20 protein-coding genes are annotated in these 19,629 nt (G+C 69.0%); 11 read left to right on the top strand and 9 right to left on the bottom strand.

Features of this window, described 5'->3' with window-relative positions; translation table 11 throughout:
* Positions 1–63: 63 nt before the first annotated feature.
* Complete coding sequence (locus tag AC0QTQ_RS05885; RefSeq protein WP_480258688.1) at positions 64–462, bottom strand: nuclear transport factor 2 family protein; 399 nt, start codon at positions 460–462, stop codon at positions 64–66.
* A gap of 27 nt (positions 463–489) precedes the next feature.
* Positions 490–1,503, bottom strand: coding sequence for a zinc-binding alcohol dehydrogenase family protein (locus AC0QTQ_RS05890; protein WP_480258689.1), 1,014 nt, complete (start codon positions 1,501–1,503; stop codon positions 490–492).
* 172 nt (positions 1,504–1,675) lie between these two features.
* Here AC0QTQ_RS05890 and pip point away from each other — a divergent pair, with 172 nt between their 5' ends.
* Entirely contained in the window at positions 1,676–2,632 is a 957-nt protein-coding gene (gene pip / locus AC0QTQ_RS05895; RefSeq protein ID WP_480258690.1) for a prolyl aminopeptidase, read from the top strand.
* Here pip and AC0QTQ_RS05900 read toward each other — a convergent pair.
* Positions 2,629–3,480: a helix-turn-helix domain-containing protein gene (locus AC0QTQ_RS05900; protein ID WP_480258691.1), complete on the bottom strand. Its 852-nt coding sequence runs from the start codon at positions 3,478–3,480 to the stop codon at positions 2,629–2,631. The two genes, pip and AC0QTQ_RS05900, sit on opposite strands and share 4 nt — an antisense overlap.
* A 103-nt stretch (positions 3,481–3,583) precedes the next feature.
* Between AC0QTQ_RS05900 and AC0QTQ_RS05905 the strand changes: the two genes are divergently transcribed.
* A complete protein-coding gene (locus tag AC0QTQ_RS05905) occupies positions 3,584–4,444 on the top strand; it encodes a DMT family transporter (RefSeq protein WP_480258692.1) in 861 nt (286 codons plus the stop codon).
* A gap of 16 nt (positions 4,445–4,460) precedes the next feature.
* Here AC0QTQ_RS05905 and AC0QTQ_RS05910 read toward each other — a convergent pair whose 3' ends face one another.
* Entirely contained in the window at positions 4,461–4,802 is a 342-nt protein-coding gene (locus AC0QTQ_RS05910; RefSeq protein WP_121530419.1) for a zinc ribbon domain-containing protein YjdM, read from the bottom strand.
* A 77-nt stretch (positions 4,803–4,879) separates the two neighbouring features.
* Positions 4,880–6,394 carry an aldehyde dehydrogenase (NADP(+)) gene (locus AC0QTQ_RS05915; RefSeq protein WP_480258693.1) on the bottom strand — a complete coding sequence of 505 codons (1,515 nt, stop codon included), beginning with the start codon at positions 6,392–6,394 and terminating at the stop codon, positions 4,880–4,882.
* Between the two features lie 247 nt (positions 6,395–6,641).
* Here AC0QTQ_RS05915 and AC0QTQ_RS05920 point away from each other — a divergent pair, with 247 nt between their 5' ends.
* From AC0QTQ_RS05920 to AC0QTQ_RS05935, 4 genes are all read left to right on the top strand, one after another.
* Positions 6,642–7,448 carry an ABC transporter substrate-binding protein gene (locus AC0QTQ_RS05920; protein WP_113900411.1) on the top strand — a complete coding sequence of 269 codons (807 nt, stop codon included), beginning with the start codon at positions 6,642–6,644 and terminating at the stop codon, positions 7,446–7,448.
* A 77-nt stretch (positions 7,449–7,525) separates the two neighbouring features.
* A complete protein-coding gene (locus AC0QTQ_RS05925) occupies positions 7,526–8,191 on the top strand; it encodes an amino acid ABC transporter permease (protein ID WP_121530421.1) in 666 nt (221 codons plus the stop codon).
* Positions 8,192–8,204: 13 nt separating this feature from the next.
* On the top strand, positions 8,205–8,858 hold the full coding sequence (locus AC0QTQ_RS05930) for an amino acid ABC transporter permease (RefSeq protein WP_121530422.1): 654 nt from the start codon (positions 8,205–8,207) through the stop codon (positions 8,856–8,858).
* Positions 8,851–9,573 carry an amino acid ABC transporter ATP-binding protein gene (locus AC0QTQ_RS05935; RefSeq protein ID WP_480258694.1) on the top strand — a complete coding sequence of 241 codons (723 nt, stop codon included), beginning with the start codon at positions 8,851–8,853 and terminating at the stop codon, positions 9,571–9,573. The genes AC0QTQ_RS05930 and AC0QTQ_RS05935 overlap by 8 nt, the downstream gene beginning before the upstream one ends.
* Positions 9,574–9,665: 92 nt before the next feature.
* Here AC0QTQ_RS05935 and AC0QTQ_RS05940 read toward each other — a convergent pair whose 3' ends face one another.
* Complete coding sequence (locus AC0QTQ_RS05940) at positions 9,666–10,706, bottom strand: Ldh family oxidoreductase (protein WP_480258695.1); 1,041 nt, start codon at positions 10,704–10,706, stop codon at positions 9,666–9,668.
* An 87-nt stretch (positions 10,707–10,793) separates the two neighbouring features.
* The gene (locus AC0QTQ_RS05945) at positions 10,794–11,423 is read right to left on the bottom strand and encodes a helix-turn-helix domain-containing protein (protein ID WP_240664556.1); all 630 of its coding nucleotides are present in this window, start codon (positions 11,421–11,423) and stop codon (positions 10,794–10,796) included.
* Positions 11,424–11,596: 173 nt separating this feature from the next.
* On the opposite strand from AC0QTQ_RS05945, the gene lhpI reads away from it, so the two are divergent.
* From lhpI to AC0QTQ_RS05965, 4 genes are all read left to right on the top strand, one after another.
* Complete coding sequence (gene lhpI / locus AC0QTQ_RS05950; RefSeq protein ID WP_480258696.1) at positions 11,597–13,285, top strand: cis-3-hydroxy-L-proline dehydratase; 1,689 nt, start codon at positions 11,597–11,599, stop codon at positions 13,283–13,285.
* 61 nt (positions 13,286–13,346) lie between these two features.
* Positions 13,347–14,306 (top strand): dihydrodipicolinate synthase family protein, encoded by a 960-nt coding sequence (locus AC0QTQ_RS05955; RefSeq protein ID WP_121530427.1) that lies wholly within the window; start codon positions 13,347–13,349, stop codon positions 14,304–14,306.
* Complete coding sequence (locus AC0QTQ_RS05960) at positions 14,297–15,229, top strand: 4-hydroxyproline epimerase (protein WP_480258697.1); 933 nt, start codon at positions 14,297–14,299, stop codon at positions 15,227–15,229. Before AC0QTQ_RS05955 ends, AC0QTQ_RS05960 begins: the two co-directional genes overlap by 10 nt.
* A gap of 74 nt (positions 15,230–15,303) precedes the next feature.
* Complete coding sequence (locus tag AC0QTQ_RS05965; RefSeq protein ID WP_480258698.1) at positions 15,304–16,554, top strand: NAD(P)/FAD-dependent oxidoreductase; 1,251 nt, start codon at positions 15,304–15,306, stop codon at positions 16,552–16,554.
* Between the two features lie 49 nt (positions 16,555–16,603).
* Here AC0QTQ_RS05965 and AC0QTQ_RS05970 read toward each other — a convergent pair whose 3' ends face one another.
* Both AC0QTQ_RS05970 and AC0QTQ_RS05975 read right to left on the bottom strand, forming a co-directional pair.
* The gene (locus tag AC0QTQ_RS05970; protein ID WP_480258699.1) at positions 16,604–17,635 is read right to left on the bottom strand and encodes a trans-3-hydroxy-L-proline dehydratase; all 1,032 of its coding nucleotides are present in this window, start codon (positions 17,633–17,635) and stop codon (positions 16,604–16,606) included.
* A 97-nt stretch (positions 17,636–17,732) separates the two neighbouring features.
* Complete coding sequence (locus tag AC0QTQ_RS05975) at positions 17,733–18,416, bottom strand: GntR family transcriptional regulator (protein ID WP_480258700.1); 684 nt, start codon at positions 18,414–18,416, stop codon at positions 17,733–17,735.
* A 228-nt stretch (positions 18,417–18,644) separates the two neighbouring features.
* Here AC0QTQ_RS05975 and AC0QTQ_RS05980 point away from each other — a divergent pair, with 228 nt between their 5' ends.
* Positions 18,645–19,622, top strand: coding sequence for an ABC transporter ATP-binding protein (locus AC0QTQ_RS05980; RefSeq protein ID WP_480258701.1), 978 nt, complete (start codon positions 18,645–18,647; stop codon positions 19,620–19,622).
* Positions 19,623–19,629 lie beyond the last annotated feature (7 nt).

A 19,629-nucleotide genomic window follows, 5' to 3' on the forward strand; every position in this document is an offset into this window, starting at 1 on the left:
CGGTCGGTATCGTGGATGACAGAAAGCAGGGATCGGCCGCAAGGCCAACCCCTGCCGGCCCCGTCAGGTGCGGGCCCGGGTCAGCGCGTCGCTGTCCTCGTAGAAGTGATAGAGCGTCAGCTTGCCGCCCTCGACCCGGGTGATGAGCGCCCAGTCACTTGCGAAGGGCTTGCCGGTCGCGCGCACGGTGTGGCGGAACTGGCCGTAAAGGGCGGCGTGGTGGTCATCGCCGAAGGCCGCCTCGACGGTGAAATCGCCCGGTTCCAGCAGCGCGCCGAACCCGCCGAAGAAGGCCTTCGCGCCCTCGGGGCCGACGAAGGTGCCATGCAGGGGGTTCGCCGCGCTGTCGCGCGGGCTGACCGAGATGAAGCGCGCCTCGGGGGCGGTCAGGGCGAGGGCCTCCTCGAGTTGGCCGGAAAACACCGCGCCGAGGAAGGATTGGGTCAGGTCGACGGCAGACATTCGTATCTCCTTGTCTTGTCGGGAATTTCAGAAGCCGGAAAGGACGATCTTGCCGATCGTGCGGCCGCTCTCGATGCGGCGGTGGGCCTCGCGCAGGGTGTCGGCCGAGATCGGCGACAGCGTCTCGGTGCCGGTCGGGCGCAGCCGGCCCTCGGCTGCCATCTGCGCGACGCGGGTCAGGATCTCGCCCTGCCGGGCGCGGTCCGGGGTGGCGAACATCGGCCGGGTGAACATGAATTCCCACACCAGCCCCGCGCTCTTGCGTATCAGCGCGCCGATGTCGGGGGGGCTTGTGAAGGGCACAATGCAGCAGATCCGGCCGCCGGGCGCGATCAGCCGGGCGAGGGCGGGGAAATGCCGGTCGGGGTCGTTCGCCAGCAAGACGAGAGCGGGCGGCGCCAGGCCGAGGTCGGCGATCTGCGCCTCGAGGTCGGCGAAATGGTCGATCACCGCATCGGCACCAAGCGACAGGCACCACGCGCGCGATTGCGGCCGCGAGGCGGTGGCGATCACGGTCAGGCCGGGGACCAGCCGCGCGAGCTGGATCGCCATCGAGCCGACGCCGCCCGCACCGCCGACGATCAGCAGGCTGCGCGGCTCGGGCGCCGCGCCGGGCGTCAGGCCGAGCCGGTCGAAGAGCGCCTCCCAGGCGGTGAGCGCGGTGAGCGGCAGGGCGGCCGCGGCGGCGGGGGCGAGCGTCTCGGGGCGGCGCCCGACGATCGCGCGTTCGACCAGGTGGTATTCGCTGTTCGCGCCGGGGCGGGACAGGTCGCCCGCATAGAGCACGGGGTCACCCGGGGCGAAATCGCGCACGCTCGCGCCGGTTGCCACCACCTCGCCCGCCACGTCCCAGCCCAGCACCGCAAAATGGCCGTCGTCGGTCTTGCGCAGCCGGGTGCGGATGTCGGCCGGGTTGACCGAGATCGCCGCGACCCGCACCAGAAGGTCGTCGGGGCCGGGCACCGGCACCGGGATCTCGCGCTCGACGAGCGCCTCGGGGTCGTCGGCGGGCAGGGCCTTCCAGATGCCGATCGCTTTCATCTTGCGCCTCCGTTGCTGCGGTGGGGCACAGATACGGCGGGCCGGCGCGCGCGGGCAGGCGCAGAAAATCGCCGGGGGCCGGGCGAAAACGCCCGGGGGCGGCCAGGGGCGCCGGTCATTGCCCCCGCCGGCGCGAGGCGCGATGATGGCCCGGCATCGACGGAAGGACATCATGGACAGGCTGCGCGACTTCTACCCCGAGATCGAGCCCTACGAGACCGGCTTTCTCGACACCGGCGACGGGCACCGGGTCTATTACGAGCGGGTCGGCACGCCCGGGGCAAAGCCCGCGGTCTTCCTGCATGGCGGACCGGGCGGCGGGATCCATCCCGATCACCGGCGCTTTTTCGACCCCGCGCGCTATGACGTGCTGCTTTTCGATCAGCGCGGCTGCGGCCGCTCGACGCCGCATGCTTCGCTTGAGGCGAACACCACCTGGCATCTGGTCGCCGACATCGAGCGGCTGCGCGCGCGCGTCGGTTGCGACAGCTGGCTGGTCTTCGGCGGCTCCTGGGGCTCGACCCTGGCGCTTGCCTATGCGCAGACCCATCCCGAGCGGGTCAGCGCGCTGATCCTGCGCGGCCTCTATACCGTCAGCCGGGCCGAGATCGACTGGTATTACCGTTTCGGCGTCTCCGAGATGTTCCCCGACGCCTGGGAGAACTTCGTCGCGCCGATCCCCGAGGCGGAGCGCGGCGACCTGATCGTTGCCTTCCGCAAGCGGCTGACCTCGGAGGACGAGGCCGAACGGCTTGCGGCGGCGCGGGCCTGGGCGATCTGGGAGGGCACGACGATCACCTTGCTGCCACAGGGCGAGGTCGAGGCGCACTATGGCGATGCGCAGTTCGCGCTGGCCTTCGCGCGGTTGGAAAACCACTATTTCCTGCATGATTGCTGGCTGCGGCCGGGGCAGTTGCTGGACGACGCGCCAAAGCTGGCCGGCATCCCGGGCGAGATCGTCCATGGCCGCTATGACATGCCCTGTCCCTTGCGCACGGCATGGGAGCTGAACCGGCGCTGGCCGGGCTCGACGCTGCATATCGTCGAGGGGGCGGGTCATGCCGCGACCGAGCCCGGCATCCGCGACCGGCTGATCCGCGCGACCGACCGCTTCGCCGCCGGCCTCTAGGCGCCGCCCCGGTCGGCGCGGACGAGGGCGCGATACTCGGCGGGGGTGCGGCCGGTCCGGGTGCGGAAGGTGCGGGTCAGGTGGCTCTGGCTCGAAAAGCCGCAGGCCGCCGCCACCGTCGCGATCGGCATCGTCCCGCCAAGCAGCGCCTGCGCCCGCGCGATGCGGCGCGCGGTGACCCAGGCATGCGGGGCGCTGCCGCGCGAGAGCTGGAACATGCGGTGGAAGTGATAGCCCGAAAGGCCCGTCAGCGCCGCCAGATCGTCGAGGTGGATCGCCTCCTCGAGATGCGCCTCGATCCAGTCGTCGACCCGGCGCAGCTGCGCCGCCGTCAGCCCGCCGCGCAGCTGCGGGTGCTGGCGCGCAAGCCCGCCGATCAGCCCCGCGACCGCCGCCTCGGCCAGGAGCACATCGCCCGCCGTCGCCGCCGCGGCGAGCGTGCGCAGGCCTGCGGCCAGCCGGGCGTCCTCGGCGAAGGTGCTCTCGCGCAGATCCAGCAGCCGCGCGTCACAGTCGTGGATCGCCGAAAACCCCGCGCGCAGCCGCGCGTCCGACAGGTAGAGATGTACGAAGCGGAAGGGCGCGGTGATCTCCCATTCCGAGCCGCAGCCCTCGGGCATCACGCAGATCGCGCCCGGATGCCCGGCAATGCCCCCGGCATCGAGCCGCCGGGTGCCGGTGCCGCCCTCGAGATAGAGGCTGAAGGTGTGGTTCTGCGGCGTCTCGTACCGAATCCGGTCGTCGTGGTTGTGCCAGATCGCCACCGCGCAGCCCGCCCCGAGATCGAGGCGCGCGGTGCTCTGCGCAACGGCGGAGCGGCCGAGGAAATCATGGACCGTGGGGCGCATGAGACATCGGTAGCGCCGCGCCCCGCGCCGCGAAAGCCCCGCGCGCGATTTCACCGCAAGAACGTGCAAAACAACGGGGGCGCGGATGCGCTAGAGGCAGGGCATGAACACGCTTTTCCTCTTCGCCGCCACCGTCCTGATCTGGGGCACCACATGGATCGCCATCGCCGCGCAGGTCGGGCCGGTGCCGCTGATCGAGTCGATCTTCCTGCGCTTTGCCGTTGCGGGGCTTGTCATGCTGGCCGGGCTGGCGGCGCTTGGCCGGCTGCGGCGGCCGGTGCACTGGCGCTTTGTCGTGGTGCAGGCGCTGTGCCTGTTCTGCTTCAACTTCATCGGGCTCTACAATGCCGCGGCGCTGATCCCCTCGGGGCTGGTGTCGGTGGTGTTCTCGCTTGCCTCGATCTTCAACGCGGTGAACGCGCGGATCTTCTTCGGCGAGCGGATCACCGGGCGCACGCTGCTGGCCGGGGCGATCGGGGCGGCGGGGCTGGGGCTGCTGTTTCGCGACGACCTTGGCGGCGCGGCCATGGGCGACACCCTGCGCGGCATCGGCTGGGCCTGTTTCGGCACGCTGATGTTCTCCTTCGGCAACATGGCCTCGCGCAAGAACGGCCAGCTTGGGGTGACGCCGGTGACGGCGAACGCCTGGGGGATGGGGATCGGGGCCTTGGTGCTCGTCGTGCTGATGATGGCGAGCGGGCAGGGCGTGGTCTGGCCCACGGGGGCGCGCTATTGGGCGGCGCTGGCCTATCTGTCGCTGATCGGCTCGGTCGTCGGCTTCACCACCTATCTGCTTCTGGTGGCGCGGATCGGCTCGGCGCGGGCGGGCTATGCGACGGTGGTCTTCCCGGTGGTGGCGTTGCTGCTCTCGACCCTTTACGAGGGCTTCCACTGGACGCCCGGGGCGTTCGCCGGCCTGGCCCTGACGCTGATCGGCAACGTGGTGATGTTCGCGCGGCGCTGAGGCCGCGCGATCTCGTTCAGTCCGTGACCTTCTTCACGAATTGCGACTTCAGGCCGATCTGGCCGATACCGGGGATCTTGCAGTCGATGTCGTGATCGCCGTCGACCAGACGGATGCCGCGCACCTTGGTGCCGACCTTGATGACGGTCGACGAGCCCTTGAGCTTGAGATCCTTGATCACCGTCACGCTGTCGCCATCGGCGAGCGGGTTGCCGACGCTGTCGCGCACCTGCAGCGCGCCTTCGGGCGCGGCGTCAGGCGACCATTCGTGCCCGCATTCGGGGCAGACCAGCAGGGAATCCGCCTCGTAGGTATAGGCAGAGCGGCATTCGGGGCACGGGGGCAGGGTGTTTGTCATGCCCCGCTATAGCCGGGCGCAGGGCGCGCAGGCAAGCGCAACGCCTGCGGCCCGCTTGGGGCCGCAGGCGCGGGGGGTCAGGCCAGATCGGCGGGCAGGATCGCCTCGGGCAGGTTCTGGTAGCACACCGGCCGCAGGAAGCGGCGGATCGACAGCGTGCCGACCGAGGTCGCGCCGAAGTTGGTCGAGGCCGGGTAGGGCCCGCCGTGGACCATCGCATCGCAGACCTCGACGCCGGTCGGGAAGCCGTTCGCGAGCACCCGGCCCGCCATCCGCTCGAGCACCGGCAGCAGCCGGCGGCCGAGGGGGGCGTCGTCGTCATCCATGTGCAGCGTGGTGGTCAGCTGGCCCACGAAGCTGCGCGCCACGCGGTCCATCTCGTCGGCATCGCGCGCCACGACCACAAGGCCGAGCGGCCCGAACACCTCTTCGGACAGCGCGTGATTGCCCAGCCAGTCCTCTGCCTCGACGCGGAACAGGAAGGGTTTCGCCTCGCGCCGGTCGCACATCGAGGTGATGAGCGTCTGCACCCCGGCCTGTTCGCCGATCACCGCCGCGCCCTTGCTATAGGCCTGCGCGATGCCGTCGGTCAGCATCACCTGCGCGCCGGTCTCGGACAGCGCCGCGCGGGCGGCCTCGACGAAGGCATCGGCCTCGGGTCCGGCGATCACCACCGCGATGCCCGGGTTGGTGCAGAACTGGCCCGCGCCCATGGCAAGCGAACCCGCCCAGCCCCGGCCGAGTTCGGCCCCGCGCCGCGCGATCGCCTGCGGCAGCATGAACATCGGGTTCACCGCGCCGAGCTCGCCGAAGAAGGGGATCGGCTCGGGGCGCTGTGCGCAGAGGTCGAAGAGGGCGCGGCCGCCGCCGAGCGAGCCGGTGAAGCCCACCGCCTTGATGCGGGGATGCTGCACCAGCGCCTCGCCGACGCGACGGTTGCCGCCCTGCACGAGCGAGAACACGCCCTTCGGCATGCCGCATTTCTCCACCGCGGCATGGATCGCCTCGGCGATGATCTCGCCGGTGCCGGGATGCGCGCCATGGCCCTTCACCACCACCGGGCAACCGGCGGCAAGCGCGGCCGCGGTATCGCCGCCCGCGGTCGAGAAGGCGAGCGGGAAGTTCGAGGCGCCGAAGACCGCGACCGGGCCGATCGGGCGCTGCATCATGCGCAGGTCCGGGCGGGGCAGCGGAGCGCGGTCAGGGAGTGCCACGTCGTGACGGCGGTCGAGATAGGCGCCGTTCAGGATGTGCTCTGCAAACAGCCGCAGCTGGCCGGTGGTGCGGCCGCGCTCGCCCTGCAGGCGGGCGACGGGCAGGCCGGTTTCCGAGGTGCCGATCTCGGTGATCGCCTCGGCGCGGGCCTCGATCTCGTCGGCGATTGCGTTCAGGAAGGCGGCGCGCTCGGCGCGGGTGGTATAGCCATAGCTCCAGAAAGCCTCTTCGGCGGCGCGAGCGGCGGCGTCGACCAGCTCGGGCGAGCCGACCGAGAAGGCATGCGCGGTGCCATGGGCGGGGGCCGAGAGGAAGGTCTCCTCGGTGCCGATCCACTCTCCGGCGATCAGGTGCTTGCCATGGGGCGTGAAGGTCATTGCGTGTCCTTTCAGGTGGGCCGTCGGGCGGGGCGGGCCCGCGACGGGGGCGTCACGGCGACAGGTCGGCGCGGAAAACGCCGCAAGCGTCGGGTTCCAAGCGCATGAATTCAGGCGATTACGCTTTGGCCTGCTCATAGCCAGAATTTTCCCGTTACACCAGTATTTTTCTTATATGAAAATTTCTTGCAAGAAAGGGAAAAACGCTTCATCTTGACTCCAGAATCAACAGAGGGGTTTCCAACCAATGAAAATGATCACCCTTGCCGCCGCCCTGGTCGCCGCGACGGGCTTTGCCGGTGTCGCCCAGGCCGACAAGCTCGACGACATCATCGCCTCGGGCACGCTGCGCTGCGCGGTCGTGCTCGACTTCCCGCCGATGGGCATGCGCGACGCCAACAACGAGCCGATCGGCTTCGACGTCGACTATTGCAACGACCTAGCCAAGGCGCTCGGCGTGAAGGCCGAGATCGTCGAGACGCCGTTCCCCGAGCGCATCCCCGCGCTGATGTCGGGCCGCGTCGACGTCGGCGTCGCCTCGACCTCGGACACGCTCGAGCGTGCGAAGACGGTCGGCTTCTCGGTCCCCTACTTCGCCTTCGAGATGGCGGTGACCGCGAATGAAAAGTCGGGCATCAAGTCGTTCGACGACATGAAGGGCCACACCGTCGGCGCCACCGCCGGCACCTTCGAGGCGATCGCGCTCGAGAAGCAGGTGCAGGAATGGGGCACGGGCGAGTTCCGTCCCTACCAGACCCAGGCCGACGTCTTCCTCGCGCTGAGCCAGGGCCAGATCGACGCGACCGTCTCGACCTCGACCGTGGCGATGGCGAACGTGAAGACCGGCAACTTCCCGGGGATCTCGGTCGTCGGCAAGGCGCCGTTCGACACCGACTATGTCGCGCTGTTCACCAACCGCGACGAATACGGCCTGATCAACTATCTGAACCTCTTCGTGAACCAGCAGGTCCGCACCGGCCGCTATGCGGAACTCTACGAGAAGTGGGTCGGCGGCGATCTGCCCTCGCTGACCGTTCCGAACGCCTACCGCTGAGCGGACACGGGAAATAACGGCGGCGCGGGCCTTCCGCGCCGTCTTTCCTTTCGCTCCCCAACAGGCAGGACCCTGCAATGTTCGGTTACACCTTCCAATGGAACCAGGCGCTTGCCCGGCTTCCGAAGATGCTGGACGGTGCGGCGGTGACGATGGAAGTGGCGGTGCTGTCGATGCTGATCGGCATCGCGCTCGCCGTCCTTCTCACGCTGCTGCGCCTGTCCGGCTCGCGCCCGCTCAAGGCCATCGCGACCACCTGGGTCGAGATCGCCCGCAACACGCCGGCGCTCTTTCAGATCTACATGGCGCATTTCGGCGTGGCGAGCTTCGGCATCCACTTCAGCCCCTTCACCTCGCTGCTGATCGGCATCACCTTCAACAATGCGGGCTACCTGGCCGAGAACTTCCGCGGCGCGCTCAAGGCCATTCCCGACACGCAGACCCGCGCCGGCCGCTCGCTCGGCATGTCGCAGCTGCAGGCCTTCCGCTACATCATCCTGCCGCAGATGCTGCGCATCGCCTTCCTGCCGATGACCAACCAGATGGTCTGGGCGGTGCTGATGACCTCGCTCGGCGTCACCGTGGGGATGAACACCGACCTCTACGGCGTCACCCAGGATCTGAACGCGCTGACCTTCCGCACCTTCGAGCTCTTCGCGATCGCGGCGGTGATCTTCTACATCATCACCAAGATCATCACGCTCGGCGCGCGCCTGATCGCGTCGCGCCTGTTCCGGTACTGAGGGAGGACCGACCATGTTTCATACCGCCCTCACCTCGGCCGATCTGATCTTCCTCGCCAAGGGCGCGGGGATGACCATCCTCGTCACCGCGATCTCGGTCTTCATCGGCACCCTCCTCGGCATCGTCTTCGGCGTGCTGCGCGGCCAGCTCGGCCCGATCTGGTTCGCGCCGGTGACCTTCGTGCTCGACATCTTCCGTTCGGTGCCGCTGCTGATCCAGCTGGTGCTGGCCAATGCCTTCGTCGGCATGGTGCTGCGGCTGCATATCTCGGGGCTGACCGTCGCCTGCATGGTGCTGTCGCTCTATACCGCGGCCTATTGCACCGAGATCGTGCGCGGCGGCATCCATGCCGTGCCCGCCACCACCCGCCGCGCGGCGCGCTCGCTCGGCATGAGCTGGCTGCAGGACATGCGCTATATCGTGCTGCCGCTCGCCACGCGGATCGCGCTGCCGTCCTGGATCGGCCTCGCGCTCGGGGTGATGAAGGACTCGGCGCTCGTCTATGTCGTGCAGGTCACCGAGCTGCTGAAATCGACCCAGATCCTCATCACGCGCCTGCAGGAGCCGCTGTTCCTGCTCCTGATCTGCGGCGCCTTCTACTTCATCATCAGCTTCCCGCTTGCGCGGTTCGGCGGATATCTCGAAAAAAGGTGGTCCAATGATTGAGATCCAGAACGTCCACAAGTCCTTTGGCCAGCTCGAGGTTCTCAAGGGCATCGACCTGACCGTGCAGAAGGGCGAGGTGGTCACCGTGATCGGCGGCTCCGGCTCGGGGAAATCGACGCTGCTGACCTGCATCAACGGGCTCGAGCCGATCGACAAGGGCCGGATCCTCGTTGACGGCACCGAGGTGCATGCGAAGACGACCAACCTGAACAAGCTGCGCCAGAAGATCGGCATCGTGTTTCAGCAGTGGAACGCCTTCCCGCATCTGACCGTGCTGGAAAACGTCACCCTCGCGCCGCGCAAGGTGCTGGGCATCGGCAAGGCCGAGGCCGAGGCGATCGCCGAGAAGCAGCTCAAGCACGTCGGTCTGGGCGAGAAGCTCTCGACCTATCCGACGCGGCTGTCGGGTGGCCAGCAGCAGCGCATGGCGATTGCCCGCGCGCTCGCCATGTCGCCCGATTACATGCTGTTCGACGAGGTGACCTCGGCGCTTGACCCGCAGCTGGTGGGCGAGGTGCTCGAGACGCTGAAGATGCTGGCCGAGGAAGGCATGACGATGATCTGCGTCACCCACGAGATGGCCTTCGCGCGCGACGTGTCGGACCGGGTCGCCTATTTCCACAAGGGGATCATGGCCGAGATCGGCGCGCCGGATCAGCTGTTCAACGATCCGCAGCACCCCGAGACGCGCAAGTTCCTAGCGAGCGTGCGCTGAGATCCTGCTCCGGTGGCCTTGGGCCGCCGGGCATCCCGGAATGAAAAAGGCGCGGGCCGAAACCCGCGCCTTTTTCCTGTCTGTCGAACGCCTCAGGCGTCGAGGGCGGCAAGGCCGAGACGCTCGAAGCGCTCGAGCTGTGCAAGTTCCGCCGCGGTCAGCGGGATGCCGTCGCGCAACGCCTTCGTGCGGGCGGCAAAGCGGCGTTCCGAGGGCAGGCGGGCGCCCTGTGCGCCGATCGCGGTGAGCAGCTTCTCGCCCTCGGCGATCGGGTCGCGGCCGCTGCGCGCGGCGAAGACCTGCGGATCGAGCGCCAGCACCAGCGCGCCGTGGCGCGGCAGCAGCGCCGCCGAACCGCCCATGAAATCCAGCGCCTCGCGGCTCATGAACTCGCCCAGCATCGCGCCCGAGAGCAGCTCGACCATGGTCGAGATCGCCGAGCCCTTGTGCGCGCCGAAGGTCAGCATCGCGCCCGCAAGCGCCGCCTCGGGGTCGGTCGTGGGCTTGCCCTCGCGGTCGACGGCCCAGCCCTCGGGGATCGGCGTCCCGGCGCGGCGGTGCAGCTCGATCTCGCCGCGCGCGGCGACGCTGGTCGCGAAGTCGAAGACATAGGGCGTCGCGCCCGCCCGCGGCCAGCCGAAGGCGATCGGGTTGGTGCCCAGAAGCGGCTCGCGCCCGCCCGCCGGCGCCACGAAGGCATAGCTCGGGCACATCGAGAGCGCGGCAAGCCCGTCGGCGGCCAGCGCCTCGACATCGTGCCACAGCGCCGAGAAATGCAGGCAGTCGCGGATCACCAGCGCCGCAAGGCCCATCTCCTTCGCCCGGGCGGCAAGCAGGTCCTTGGCGGCATAGAAGGCCGGGTTCGAGAAGCCGCCGCCGGCGTCGACCTCGATCACCGCGCGGCCCGCGTCATGGATCTGCGGCACCGCCTGCGGATCGACCTTGCCCGCGGCCAGCACGCGCAGGCAGCCCTCGAGCCGGTAGATGCCGTGCGACTTGCACGCATCGCGCTCGCCCGCGACGATCACCTGCGCGACCGCCGCGGCGCTTTCGGGGCGCACGCCGCAGGTCTCGAGGATGCCCTGCACGCGCGCCAGCAGCGCGTCGAAGGAAATCGGGGTCGGGTCGGTCATTGGGGCAGTCTCCTTGCAGGTCTGGGCAGTCTGGGGCCGGGGGCCGCAGGCTCCCGGGGGGGGGGCATCAGGGGGGGGGTGGGGGCCCTATTTGTCGACGTCGACGTAGGTGCAGGCCCAGAAGATCTTGGCTTCCTCGTCGGCGACCGAGCGCAGGCCATGCTTCAGCGTGCTGTCGAAATAGGCGCAGTCGCCGGGTTCGAGGATGACGGGCTCGTAATGCTCGACCACCAGCTCGATGCGGCCCGAGATGACGTAGAGCGTTTCCTCGCCGTCATGCGATTCGAGTTCCTCGGGGCGCAGCGGCGCGCGCTGCTCGACGATGGTCACGAGCGGGATGATCTTCTTCTCGGCCAGCGCGTTGCACAGCACCTCGTATTCGAAGTTGCGCGAGCGCACCTTGCGGCCATGGCCGGCGCGGGTGACGGTCATCCGCGTCGTCTGCTGCGCCTCGTGATCCGAGGAGAACAGCCGTTCCATGCCGATGTCGTAGGCGCGGGCGATTCGCACCAGGTTCTCATAGCTCGGCGAAACCCGGCCGTTCTCGATCTTGTGGATGGTCGAGAGCGCAAGCCCGGTGCGTTGCGCCGCGACTTCGAGGGTGAAACCGCAGGCCTGGCGCACCGCCTTCATCCGGCTGCCCAGTTCCGAGCGCAGCTGCAGCCTTTCGGCTTCCCAATCGTCGCCCTCGGCCTCATCTCCGGGGGATTTTTCCATTTGTGTCATATTTTTCTTTTCTTACCAGTTGTGATCGTTTAAGCATATTTTTGCGCTGATTGCAACATTAGCAGTCAGCGAAACGGAAAGGGTATCCAAAAGTCGGCCGTGCCGGTCCGGAATGGAGCAGGGCACTCGACTTGCTGGATTTTTGGTCTGCGGAGGGGTGAGTCATGGCGACCGTGATCGTGTCCGCTTCGGTGGAAGGTCCGATCCTCGTGTGCGACGAGGGGCTGAGCGTCTGGGGCGGTGTGCACCCCCAGAGCAGCCGGATCATCGATGCCCATCACCCGCAGCATGGCCAGTCGCTGGCCGGCCGGATCGTGATGATGCCGACCAGCCGCGGCTCGTGCACCGGCAGCGGCGTGCTGCTCGGCCTTGCCTTCGCCGGCACCGCGCCGCGGGCGCTGATCTTCCGCGAGGGCGAGGATATCCTCACCCTCGGTGCGCTGGTCGCGGGGCGGTTGTTCGACCATGACATCGCCGTGCTGCGGCTCACGGCCGAGGAATATGATGCGCTCGCCCGCGAGCCGGTGGCCGAGATCACCGCGACGCATCTGCGCGCCGGCGATCACCTCTGGCCGCTGGTTCCGGCCGGGGCAGGGGAGATCGCGCTGAGCGATGGCGACCGCGCGATGCTGGCGGGCGAGGCGGGCGAGGCCGCACGTCTGGCGATGGAGATCATCGTCACCATGGCCACGGCGCAGGGCGCGACCTGCCTGACCGACGTCAGCCGCGTGCATATCGACGGCTGCATCTATGCAAGCCCGGCCTTCCTGACCTTCGCGCGCGCGATGGCCGACAAGGGCGCCCGGGTGCGGGTGCCGACGACGATGAACGCGATCTCGGTCGATCATGCGAACTGGCGCAAGCAAGGGGTCGATCCGGCCTTCGGCGCGGGCGCCGCGGGGCTTGCCGATGCCTATGTCGAGATGGGCGCCCGGCCGAGCTTCACCTGCGCGCCCTATCTGCTCGAGGATCGCCCGGCCAAGGGCGAGGACATCGCCTGGGCCGAAAGCAATGCGGTGATCTATGCCAACAGCGTGCTGGGCGCGCGCACGGTGAAACACGCCGATTTCATGGATCTGTGCATCGCGCTCACCGGCCGCACCGCGCGCGCCGGGGTCTATCTCACGGAGAACCGCGCGCCGCGCCGGATCGTCGAGGTGACGATGCCCGCGGGCGCCGACGATGCCTTCTGGCCGATGCTCGGCTGGCTCGTCGGTCAGGCCGCGCCCGACCGCATCCCGCTGATCCGCGGGCTCGAGGCCGCGCGCCCGGGCGAGGATGACCTCAAGGCACTCTGTGCGGCCTATGGCACCACCTCGGCCGCGCCGATGCTGCATGTGGCGGGCCACACGCCCGAGGCCGATCTGCCGCCGGCACCGGGCGCCGATGTCGTCTCGATCGGGCCCGCGGAGTTCGCCCGGCTGTGGCGCGAGTTCAACGCGGGCGGCGAGAAGATCGACCTCGTGGCGCTTGGCAGCCCGCATTTCTCTGCCGCCGAATGTGCGGCCTTCGCCGCGCTGATGGCGGGCACCCGCGTCGCACCGGGCGTCGCCGCCATCGTCACCCTCGGCCGCGCCACGCTTGCCACCATCGCCGCGAACGGGGTGAAGGCGGCGCTCGAGGCCGCGGGGGTGCGGATCGTGCCCGATCTGTGCTGGTGCTCGATCTCGGAGCCGGTGTTCCCGCCCGAGGCGCAGGTGCTGATGACCAACTCGGGCAAATACGCCCATTACGCGCCGGGGCTGAGCAATCGTGCCGTCCGCTTCGGCCCGCTCTCCCATTGCGCCGAGGCCGCCCGAAGCGGCCTTGCCCCCGCAACCCCGCCCGCCTGGATTTCCGGCGGCGCGACCTGACACCCGGGCGCTGCGCCTGGCGGCGCGACGATCCCGACACCCTCATTCAAAGGAGCTTCCCATGAAGAAAGACGTCTTCCTCGGCACCATCCCGGCGCTGCTCACCCCCTGCACCCCCGACCGCGCGCCCGACTTCGACGCGCTGGTGCGCAAGGGCACCGAAATGATGGAGGCCGGGATGTCCGGCGTGGTCTATTGCGGGTCCTGCGGTGACTGGCCGCTGCTGACCGACGAACAGCGCATGGAAGGCGTCGAGCGGCTGACCAAGGCCGGCGTGCCGGTCGTCGTCGGCACCGGCGCGATCAACACGAAATCGGCCGTGGCGCATGCCGCCCACGCCCAGAAGGTCGGCGCCGCCGGTCTGATGGTGATCCCGCGGGTGCTGTCGCGCGGCCTGTCCGTCGCGGCGCAGCGCAACCACTTCAAGGCGATCCTCGAGGCCGCCCCGGATGTGCCGGCGATCATCTACAACAGCCCCTACTATGGCTACTCGACCAAGGCGGACCTGTTCTTCGCCCTGCGCGCCGAGCACAAGAACCTGATCGGCTTCAAGGAATTCGGCGGCAAGGCCGATCTGAGCTATGCGGCCGAGCACATCACCTCGCAAGATGACGACGTGATCCTGATGGTCGGCGTCGACACCGAGGTCTATCACGGCTTCGCCAAATGCGGCGCGGTCGGCGCGATCACCGGCATCGGCACGATCTTCCCGAAGGAGGCGCTGCTGCAGGTCGCGCTGTCGCGCCGTGCCGCCGAAGGCTGCCCCGAGGCCGATCTGCGCGCCCGCGAGCTGGCCGAGGCCTTCTCGGTGCTGGCGAAGTTCGACGAGGGCGTCGATCTCGTGCTCTACTTCAAGCATCTGATGGTGCTGAAGGGCGAGAAGGAGTACGAACTGAACATCAACGAGACCGACGCGCTGTCGCCGTCGCAGGCGAAATTCTGCGAGGCGCAGTTCCACCAGTTCAACCGCTGGTTCGCGAACTGGTCGAAGCAGGGCGGGGTGATCGCCGAATGCATGTGATCGACAGTCACACCGGGGGCGAGCCCACCCGGGTGATCCTCGACGGCGCTCCGGACCTCGGGTCCGGGCCGCTGGCCGAGCGCGCGCGCCGGCTCGCGACCGAGCACCGCGATTTCTATCGCTCGGTCATCCTCGAGCCGCGCGGGCAGGCGGCGATGGTCTGTGCGCTGCTGGTGCCGCCGGTCGATCCGAGCTGCGTCACCGGGGTGATCTACTTCGACGCCGAGGCGGTGCTGGGCATGTGCGGCCACGGCACCATCGGTCTCGCGGTGACGCTGTTCTACATGGGGCGCATCGGCCTTGGCGAAAGCCGGATCGAGACCCCGGTGGGCGTGGTGACCGTCGACGTGCAGGACGCGAACACGGTCAAGGTGACGAACATCGAAAGCCGCCGCGTCGAGGCCGATGTCTCGGTCGAGGTTCCGGGCATCGGCATGGTGACGGGCGATGTCGCCTATGGCGGCAACTGCTTCTTCATCGTCGACCCGAGCCCGATCCCGGTGGCCTCCTCGAACATCCGCCAGCTCACCGAGGTGACGGTGGCGGTGCGCGAGGCGCTGCGCGCGTGCGGCGTCGGCTGCGGCGAGGGGATGCTGATCGACCACGTCATCTTCTACGGCCCGGCCGAAACGCCCGAAGGCCACAGCCGCAACTTCGTGCTGTGCCCCGACGACGATTACGACCGCTCGCCCTGCGGCACCGGCAGCTCGGCGCGGCTGTCGTGCCTTGCGGCGCGCGGCCTGCTCGCCGAGGGCGAGGAGATCGTGCAGGAAAGCACCATCGGCAGCAGCTATCGGCTGTCCTACGCCAAGGGGCCGACGGGAGGGGTGATCCCCTCGATCACCGGTCAGGCCTATGTGATGGCGGAAAGCACGCTGATCTTCCTGCCGAACGATCCATTCCGAAACGGGATCGTCCTGTGATCCCGGCCGCCCGGCACCCCTGTGGTGCCGGGCGGCGTTCCTTTTTGCAGCTGCGAGCATGATCGAGGTCCGAGATGGGGCAGTCCGAAAACACTGAAATTCTGGTCATCGGCGCGGGGATCGTCGGCGTCGCCGCCGCGCTCGCGCTGGTGGGCGAGGGGCACAAGGTGCGCCTCCTTGACCGCAAGGGCGTTGCGGCCGAGACCTCGCGCGGCAATGCCGGCGCCTTCGCCTTTGCCGAGGTCGAGCCGCTTGCCACCCCGGGCATCATGCGCAAGGCACCGAAATGGCTGCTCGATCCGCTCGGGCCCCTGTCGCTGCGGCCGGCCTATGCGCTGCAGATCCTGCCCTGGATGCTGCATTTCTGGCGCGCCACCTCGAAGTCGCGCTACGAGGCGGCGGTGGCGGCGCAATCCTCGATGATGCAGCTCTCCTCGCAGGCGCTCGAGCGGCTGATCGGGCGCGTCTCGGGCGAGCCGCTGATGCGGCGCGAGGGGCAGCTGCAGGTCTATGAGGGGCGCGGCCAGTTCGAGGCGTCGCTGCCGGCCTGGGAGCAGCGCCGCCGCCACGGCATCGAGTTCCGCCTGATCGAAAGCGCCGGCGCGCTGGCCGAGATCCAGCCCGGGTTGAGCCCGCGCTTCACCCATGGCGGTTACACGCCGACCTGGATGAACACCGTCGATCCCGCGCTCTGGACGGAACACCTGGCCCGCGCCTTCACCGCTGCGGGGGGCGTGATCGAGACGGCCGAGGTGCAATCGGTGACGCCGGGTGCGGCGGGGGTCGAGGTCGCGACCAGTGCGGGGCTGCGGCGCGCGGCGCAGGTGGTGATTGCCGCCGGCGCCTGGTCGCACCGGCTGGCGCGGACGCTCGGTGACCGGATCCCGCTCGATACCGAACGCGGCTACAACACCACCTTCCCGACCGCGAGCTTCGATCTGCGCACCCATCTGACCTTCTCGAACCACGGTTTCGTGGTCAGCAAGATCGGCGAGGGGCTGCGGGTCGGCGGGGCGGTGGAACTCGGCGGTCTGAACCTGCCGCCGAACTATCGCCGCGCCGAGCTGCTGGTGCGCAAGACGGTCGAGTTCCTGCCGGGCTTCGACCCGACCGGCGGCACGCAATGGATGGGATTCCGCCCCTCGCTGCCCGACAGCCTGCCGGTGATCGGCCGTTCGCCGAAGTCGGACCGGGTGGTCTATGCCTTCGGCCACGGCCATCTCGGCCTGACGCAATCGGCGGGCACGGCGGAACTGGTGGCGGCGCTGGTCGCGCGGCGCGCACCGGCGATCTCGCTTGCCCCCTTCGCGGCCGAGCGGTTCTGAGGCGCTGCAAAGAACGGGCCGGGACGCAGCTGCGCCCCGGCCCGGTGCCTCAGAAGAGGCGCGGCCAGGTGTCCGAGATCCGGTAACCCTCGGGCCAGGGATCGGCGGGGTCGAGCATGTGCTGATGCGTGCCGGTGATCCAGGCGCGGCCGCTGATCTCGGGCCGGATCGCCGCCACATCGCCCACCTGGGTGGTGCCCAGAATACGCCCCTCGAATTGCGAGCCGATGATCGAGATCCCGGTGAAGCGGTCCTCGGGCCCCATCTCGCCGCGCGCGTGCAAGATCGCCATGCGCGCCGAGACCGCAGTGCCGGTGGGCGAGCGGTCGAGCTTGCCGGGCTGGATTGCCACCACCGATTGCGCGCTCAGCCGGTTGCCCTCGCGGGTGATCGGCCCGGCGAACAGGCAGAAGGAATGATGCGCCCAGTCGGGCTTTTCCGGATGCTCGAAGCGATAGCGGGCATTGGCGGCATTGGTGATGCGGATGCCGAGTTCGGCGATCTCGCGCGCCCGGTCAGCCTCGAGCGTCACGCCAAGCGCCACCGGGTCGACCACCACGAAACTGTCGCCGCCGAAGGCGGTGTCGACGGTGATCGTGCCCAGCCCCGGCACCTCGAGCGGCACGCCGAGCCGGGTGGCAAACGAGGGCAGGTTCTCGACATGGATGCGCTCGGCCTTGCCGTTCGCGCAATCGGCCCGCACCCGGACGAGCCCGCCCGGCGCCTCGAGCACCATCTCGGTCACCGGCTCCTGCATCGGGATGATGCCGCTGTCGAGCAGCACCGTCGAGACGCAGATCGAGTTCGAGCCCGACATCGGCGGCGTGTCCTCGGGCTCCATGATGATCCAGGCGGCCTGCGCCTCGGGGGCGCGCGGCGGCACCAGCAGGTTGACGTGCCGGAAGACGCCGCCGCGCGGCTCGTTCAGCATGAAATTGCGCAGCCCCTGATCCTGCGCGATCCAGGCCCGCTGTTCCCAGACGGTGGCGCCGGGGGGCGGGGCAACGCCGCCGACGATGACATCGCCGACCTCACCCTCGGCATGGCACGAGACGACGTGGATGACCTTTGTGCTGCGCATCTTCCTCTCCGCTGCTGGCGTCCGGGGGCGTTGATCCCGCCACGTCCGGCACCTCCCCGAAGTAGCCGGGAACGCAGGGAAACACCATGGGCGCGGCTCAGCCGCCGAGCGCCTCGCGCAGGCTCGAGGGGGCGGCCACGCGGCTGCGCAGGTCGAGCGAGGAGAGCAGATCGAGCAGGTGGCTCTTCATCAGCTCCTCGGCCAGTGCGCCGTCATGGGCGGCCAGCGCGCGCATCAGCGCGTGATGGGCGTGGCGTTCGCACAGCGCGCCGCGGCGCTGCCAGTAGACCGCGATGATCAGCGACGAGCGGGCGACCAGCTGGGTGATGAACTCGGCGATCGTGTCCTGATCGGCGATGCGGGCGATCTCGATGTGGAACTTGCCCGAGAGGTAGAGCGCGCGACCGGCCTGGCCCGCCGCGAGTGCCTCGTGTTCGGCGTCGATATGGCGTTGCAGCAGGGCAAGATCGGCCTCGGTGATCCGTTCGGCCGCCGAGCGCGCGGTGCGCGGTTCGAGCAGGGCGCGGGCCTCGAACACCTCGCGCGCCTCGCGCAGGCTCGGCTGCGCGACAAAGGCGCCGCGGTTGCGCCGCAGCTCGACCAGCCGGTCATGTGCCAGCCGTTGCAGCGCCGCACGCACCACGGTGCGCGAGACGCCGAAGATCTCGCCGACCTCGTCTTCCGACAGTTTCGAGCCCGGCGGCAGGCGATGCTCGTGAATCGCCAGGGCGATCTCCTCGGCGATGCTGTCGGAACTGGTGTCTCGGCTCGGCAGGTCCATGCGTGTCTCCTTCCCTGTGATTCTTGGGGGGTGCGGGGCGGAGGAGCAAGGGGCGAGCTTCGAACACAAGATTGTATACGATTTTGTGCCGGATATCGTGCAACGCGTATCCGATGGTGCATAAATTATGCGCAGATCATGTTTTGCCCGTCTGGCCGGATCGAATCCGTTCCCGCTCCGGCAACCGGTCGCCGCAGGGTGGGCGCAGTTGAGCCGACAGGAGCGAAGATGAGAACTCAGGGCGATCTCGAACTCGTGCATCTGACGAAGCGCTATGGCGACACCGTCGCCGTCGACGACATCAGCCATATCTTCGCGCCGGCGAGCTATGTGTGCCTGCTCGGTCCCTCGGGCTGCGGCAAGAGCTCGACGCTGCGGATGATCGCGGGGCATGAGAGCGTCAGCTCGGGCGGGATCGTGCTGCACGGCATGGAAATCTCGAACCTGCCGCCGGCGCAGCGCGGCACCGCGATGATGTTCCAGAACTATGCGCTCTTCCCGCATCTGAATGTGCGCGACAACGTCGCCTTCAGTCTGCGGATGAAGGGCGTCGACAAGGCGACGCGGCACAAGAAGGCGATGGCGCTGCTCGAGCTTGTCGACATGGCGCATCTGGCCGACCGGCTGCCGGCGCAGCTCTCGGGCGGGCAGCAGCAGCGCGTGGCGCTGGCGCGTGCCCTCATCACCGAGCCGCGGGTGCTGCTGCTCGACGAGCCGCTCTCGGCGCTTGACCCGTTCCTGCGGATCCGGATGCGGGCCGAGCTGAAGCGGCTGCAGCGCGAGCTGGGCATCACCTTCATCCATGTCACCCATGGCCAGGACGAGGCGCTGGCGCTGGCCGATGAATGCGTGGTGATGAACCGCGCGGTGATCGAGCAGGCGGGCCCGCCGCGCGAGGTCTGGGGCGCGCCGCGCACCGAATTCGTCGCCCGCTTCATGGGCGGGCACAATGTGCTCGACTGGCATGGCGCGCGCGTCGCGATCCGTTCGGACGAGGTCCGCATCGTCGCGAGCGGCGGCGTCGCCGCCACCGCGAGCGCCGTCGAATATCAGGGCGACCGCGTCGCGCTGACCGCGAAGACCGAGGGCGGCGAGGAGATCACCGCGCTGGTGTCCGACGCCGCCTTCTTCGCGCAACCGATCAACCCGGGCGAGGCCCTGCGCCTTGGCTGGGACGAGGGGCGGCTGCACCGCCTCGAAGCCTGACACTCCC

It is taken from the genome of Paenirhodobacter sp. YD-8 (assembly GCF_056590935.1).

What these genes read in the sequence shown, in the direction of transcription:
- AC0QTQ_RS05910 (WP_121530419.1), bottom strand. Translation starts at nt 4,802, where the DNA reads ATGACAAACACCCTGCCCCCGTGCCCCGAATGCCGCTCTGCCTATACC.
- AC0QTQ_RS05890 (WP_480258689.1), bottom strand. Translation starts at nt 1,503, where the DNA reads ATGAAAGCGATCGGCATCTGGAAGGCCCTGCCCGCCGACGACCCCGAG.
- AC0QTQ_RS05960 (WP_480258697.1), top strand. Translation starts at nt 14,297, where the DNA reads ATGCATGTGATCGACAGTCACACCGGGGGCGAGCCCACCCGGGTGATC.
- AC0QTQ_RS05905 (WP_480258692.1), top strand. Translation starts at nt 3,584, where the DNA reads ATGAACACGCTTTTCCTCTTCGCCGCCACCGTCCTGATCTGGGGCACC.
- AC0QTQ_RS05975 (WP_480258700.1), bottom strand. Translation starts at nt 18,416, where the DNA reads ATGGACCTGCCGAGCCGAGACACCAGTTCCGACAGCATCGCCGAGGAG.
- lhpI (WP_480258696.1), top strand. Translation starts at nt 11,597, where the DNA reads ATGGCGACCGTGATCGTGTCCGCTTCGGTGGAAGGTCCGATCCTCGTG.
- AC0QTQ_RS05940 (WP_480258695.1), bottom strand. Translation starts at nt 10,706, where the DNA reads ATGACCGACCCGACCCCGATTTCCTTCGACGCGCTGCTGGCGCGCGTG.
- AC0QTQ_RS05935 (WP_480258694.1), top strand. Translation starts at nt 8,851, where the DNA reads ATGATTGAGATCCAGAACGTCCACAAGTCCTTTGGCCAGCTCGAGGTT.
- AC0QTQ_RS05970 (WP_480258699.1), bottom strand. Translation starts at nt 17,635, where the DNA reads ATGCGCAGCACAAAGGTCATCCACGTCGTCTCGTGCCATGCCGAGGGT.
- AC0QTQ_RS05980 (WP_480258701.1), top strand. Translation starts at nt 18,645, where the DNA reads ATGAGAACTCAGGGCGATCTCGAACTCGTGCATCTGACGAAGCGCTAT.
- AC0QTQ_RS05920 (WP_113900411.1), top strand. Translation starts at nt 6,642, where the DNA reads ATGAAAATGATCACCCTTGCCGCCGCCCTGGTCGCCGCGACGGGCTTT.
- AC0QTQ_RS05925 (WP_121530421.1), top strand. Translation starts at nt 7,526, where the DNA reads ATGTTCGGTTACACCTTCCAATGGAACCAGGCGCTTGCCCGGCTTCCG.
- pip (WP_480258690.1), top strand. Translation starts at nt 1,676, where the DNA reads ATGGACAGGCTGCGCGACTTCTACCCCGAGATCGAGCCCTACGAGACC.
- AC0QTQ_RS05930 (WP_121530422.1), top strand. Translation starts at nt 8,205, where the DNA reads ATGTTTCATACCGCCCTCACCTCGGCCGATCTGATCTTCCTCGCCAAG.
- AC0QTQ_RS05945 (WP_240664556.1), bottom strand. Translation starts at nt 11,423, where the DNA reads ATGGAAAAATCCCCCGGAGATGAGGCCGAGGGCGACGATTGGGAAGCC.
- AC0QTQ_RS05965 (WP_480258698.1), top strand. Translation starts at nt 15,304, where the DNA reads ATGGGGCAGTCCGAAAACACTGAAATTCTGGTCATCGGCGCGGGGATC.
- AC0QTQ_RS05885 (WP_480258688.1), bottom strand. Translation starts at nt 462, where the DNA reads ATGTCTGCCGTCGACCTGACCCAATCCTTCCTCGGCGCGGTGTTTTCC.
- AC0QTQ_RS05955 (WP_121530427.1), top strand. Translation starts at nt 13,347, where the DNA reads ATGAAGAAAGACGTCTTCCTCGGCACCATCCCGGCGCTGCTCACCCCC.
- AC0QTQ_RS05900 (WP_480258691.1), bottom strand. Translation starts at nt 3,480, where the DNA reads ATGCGCCCCACGGTCCATGATTTCCTCGGCCGCTCCGCCGTTGCGCAG.
- AC0QTQ_RS05915 (WP_480258693.1), bottom strand. Translation starts at nt 6,394, where the DNA reads ATGACCTTCACGCCCCATGGCAAGCACCTGATCGCCGGAGAGTGGATC.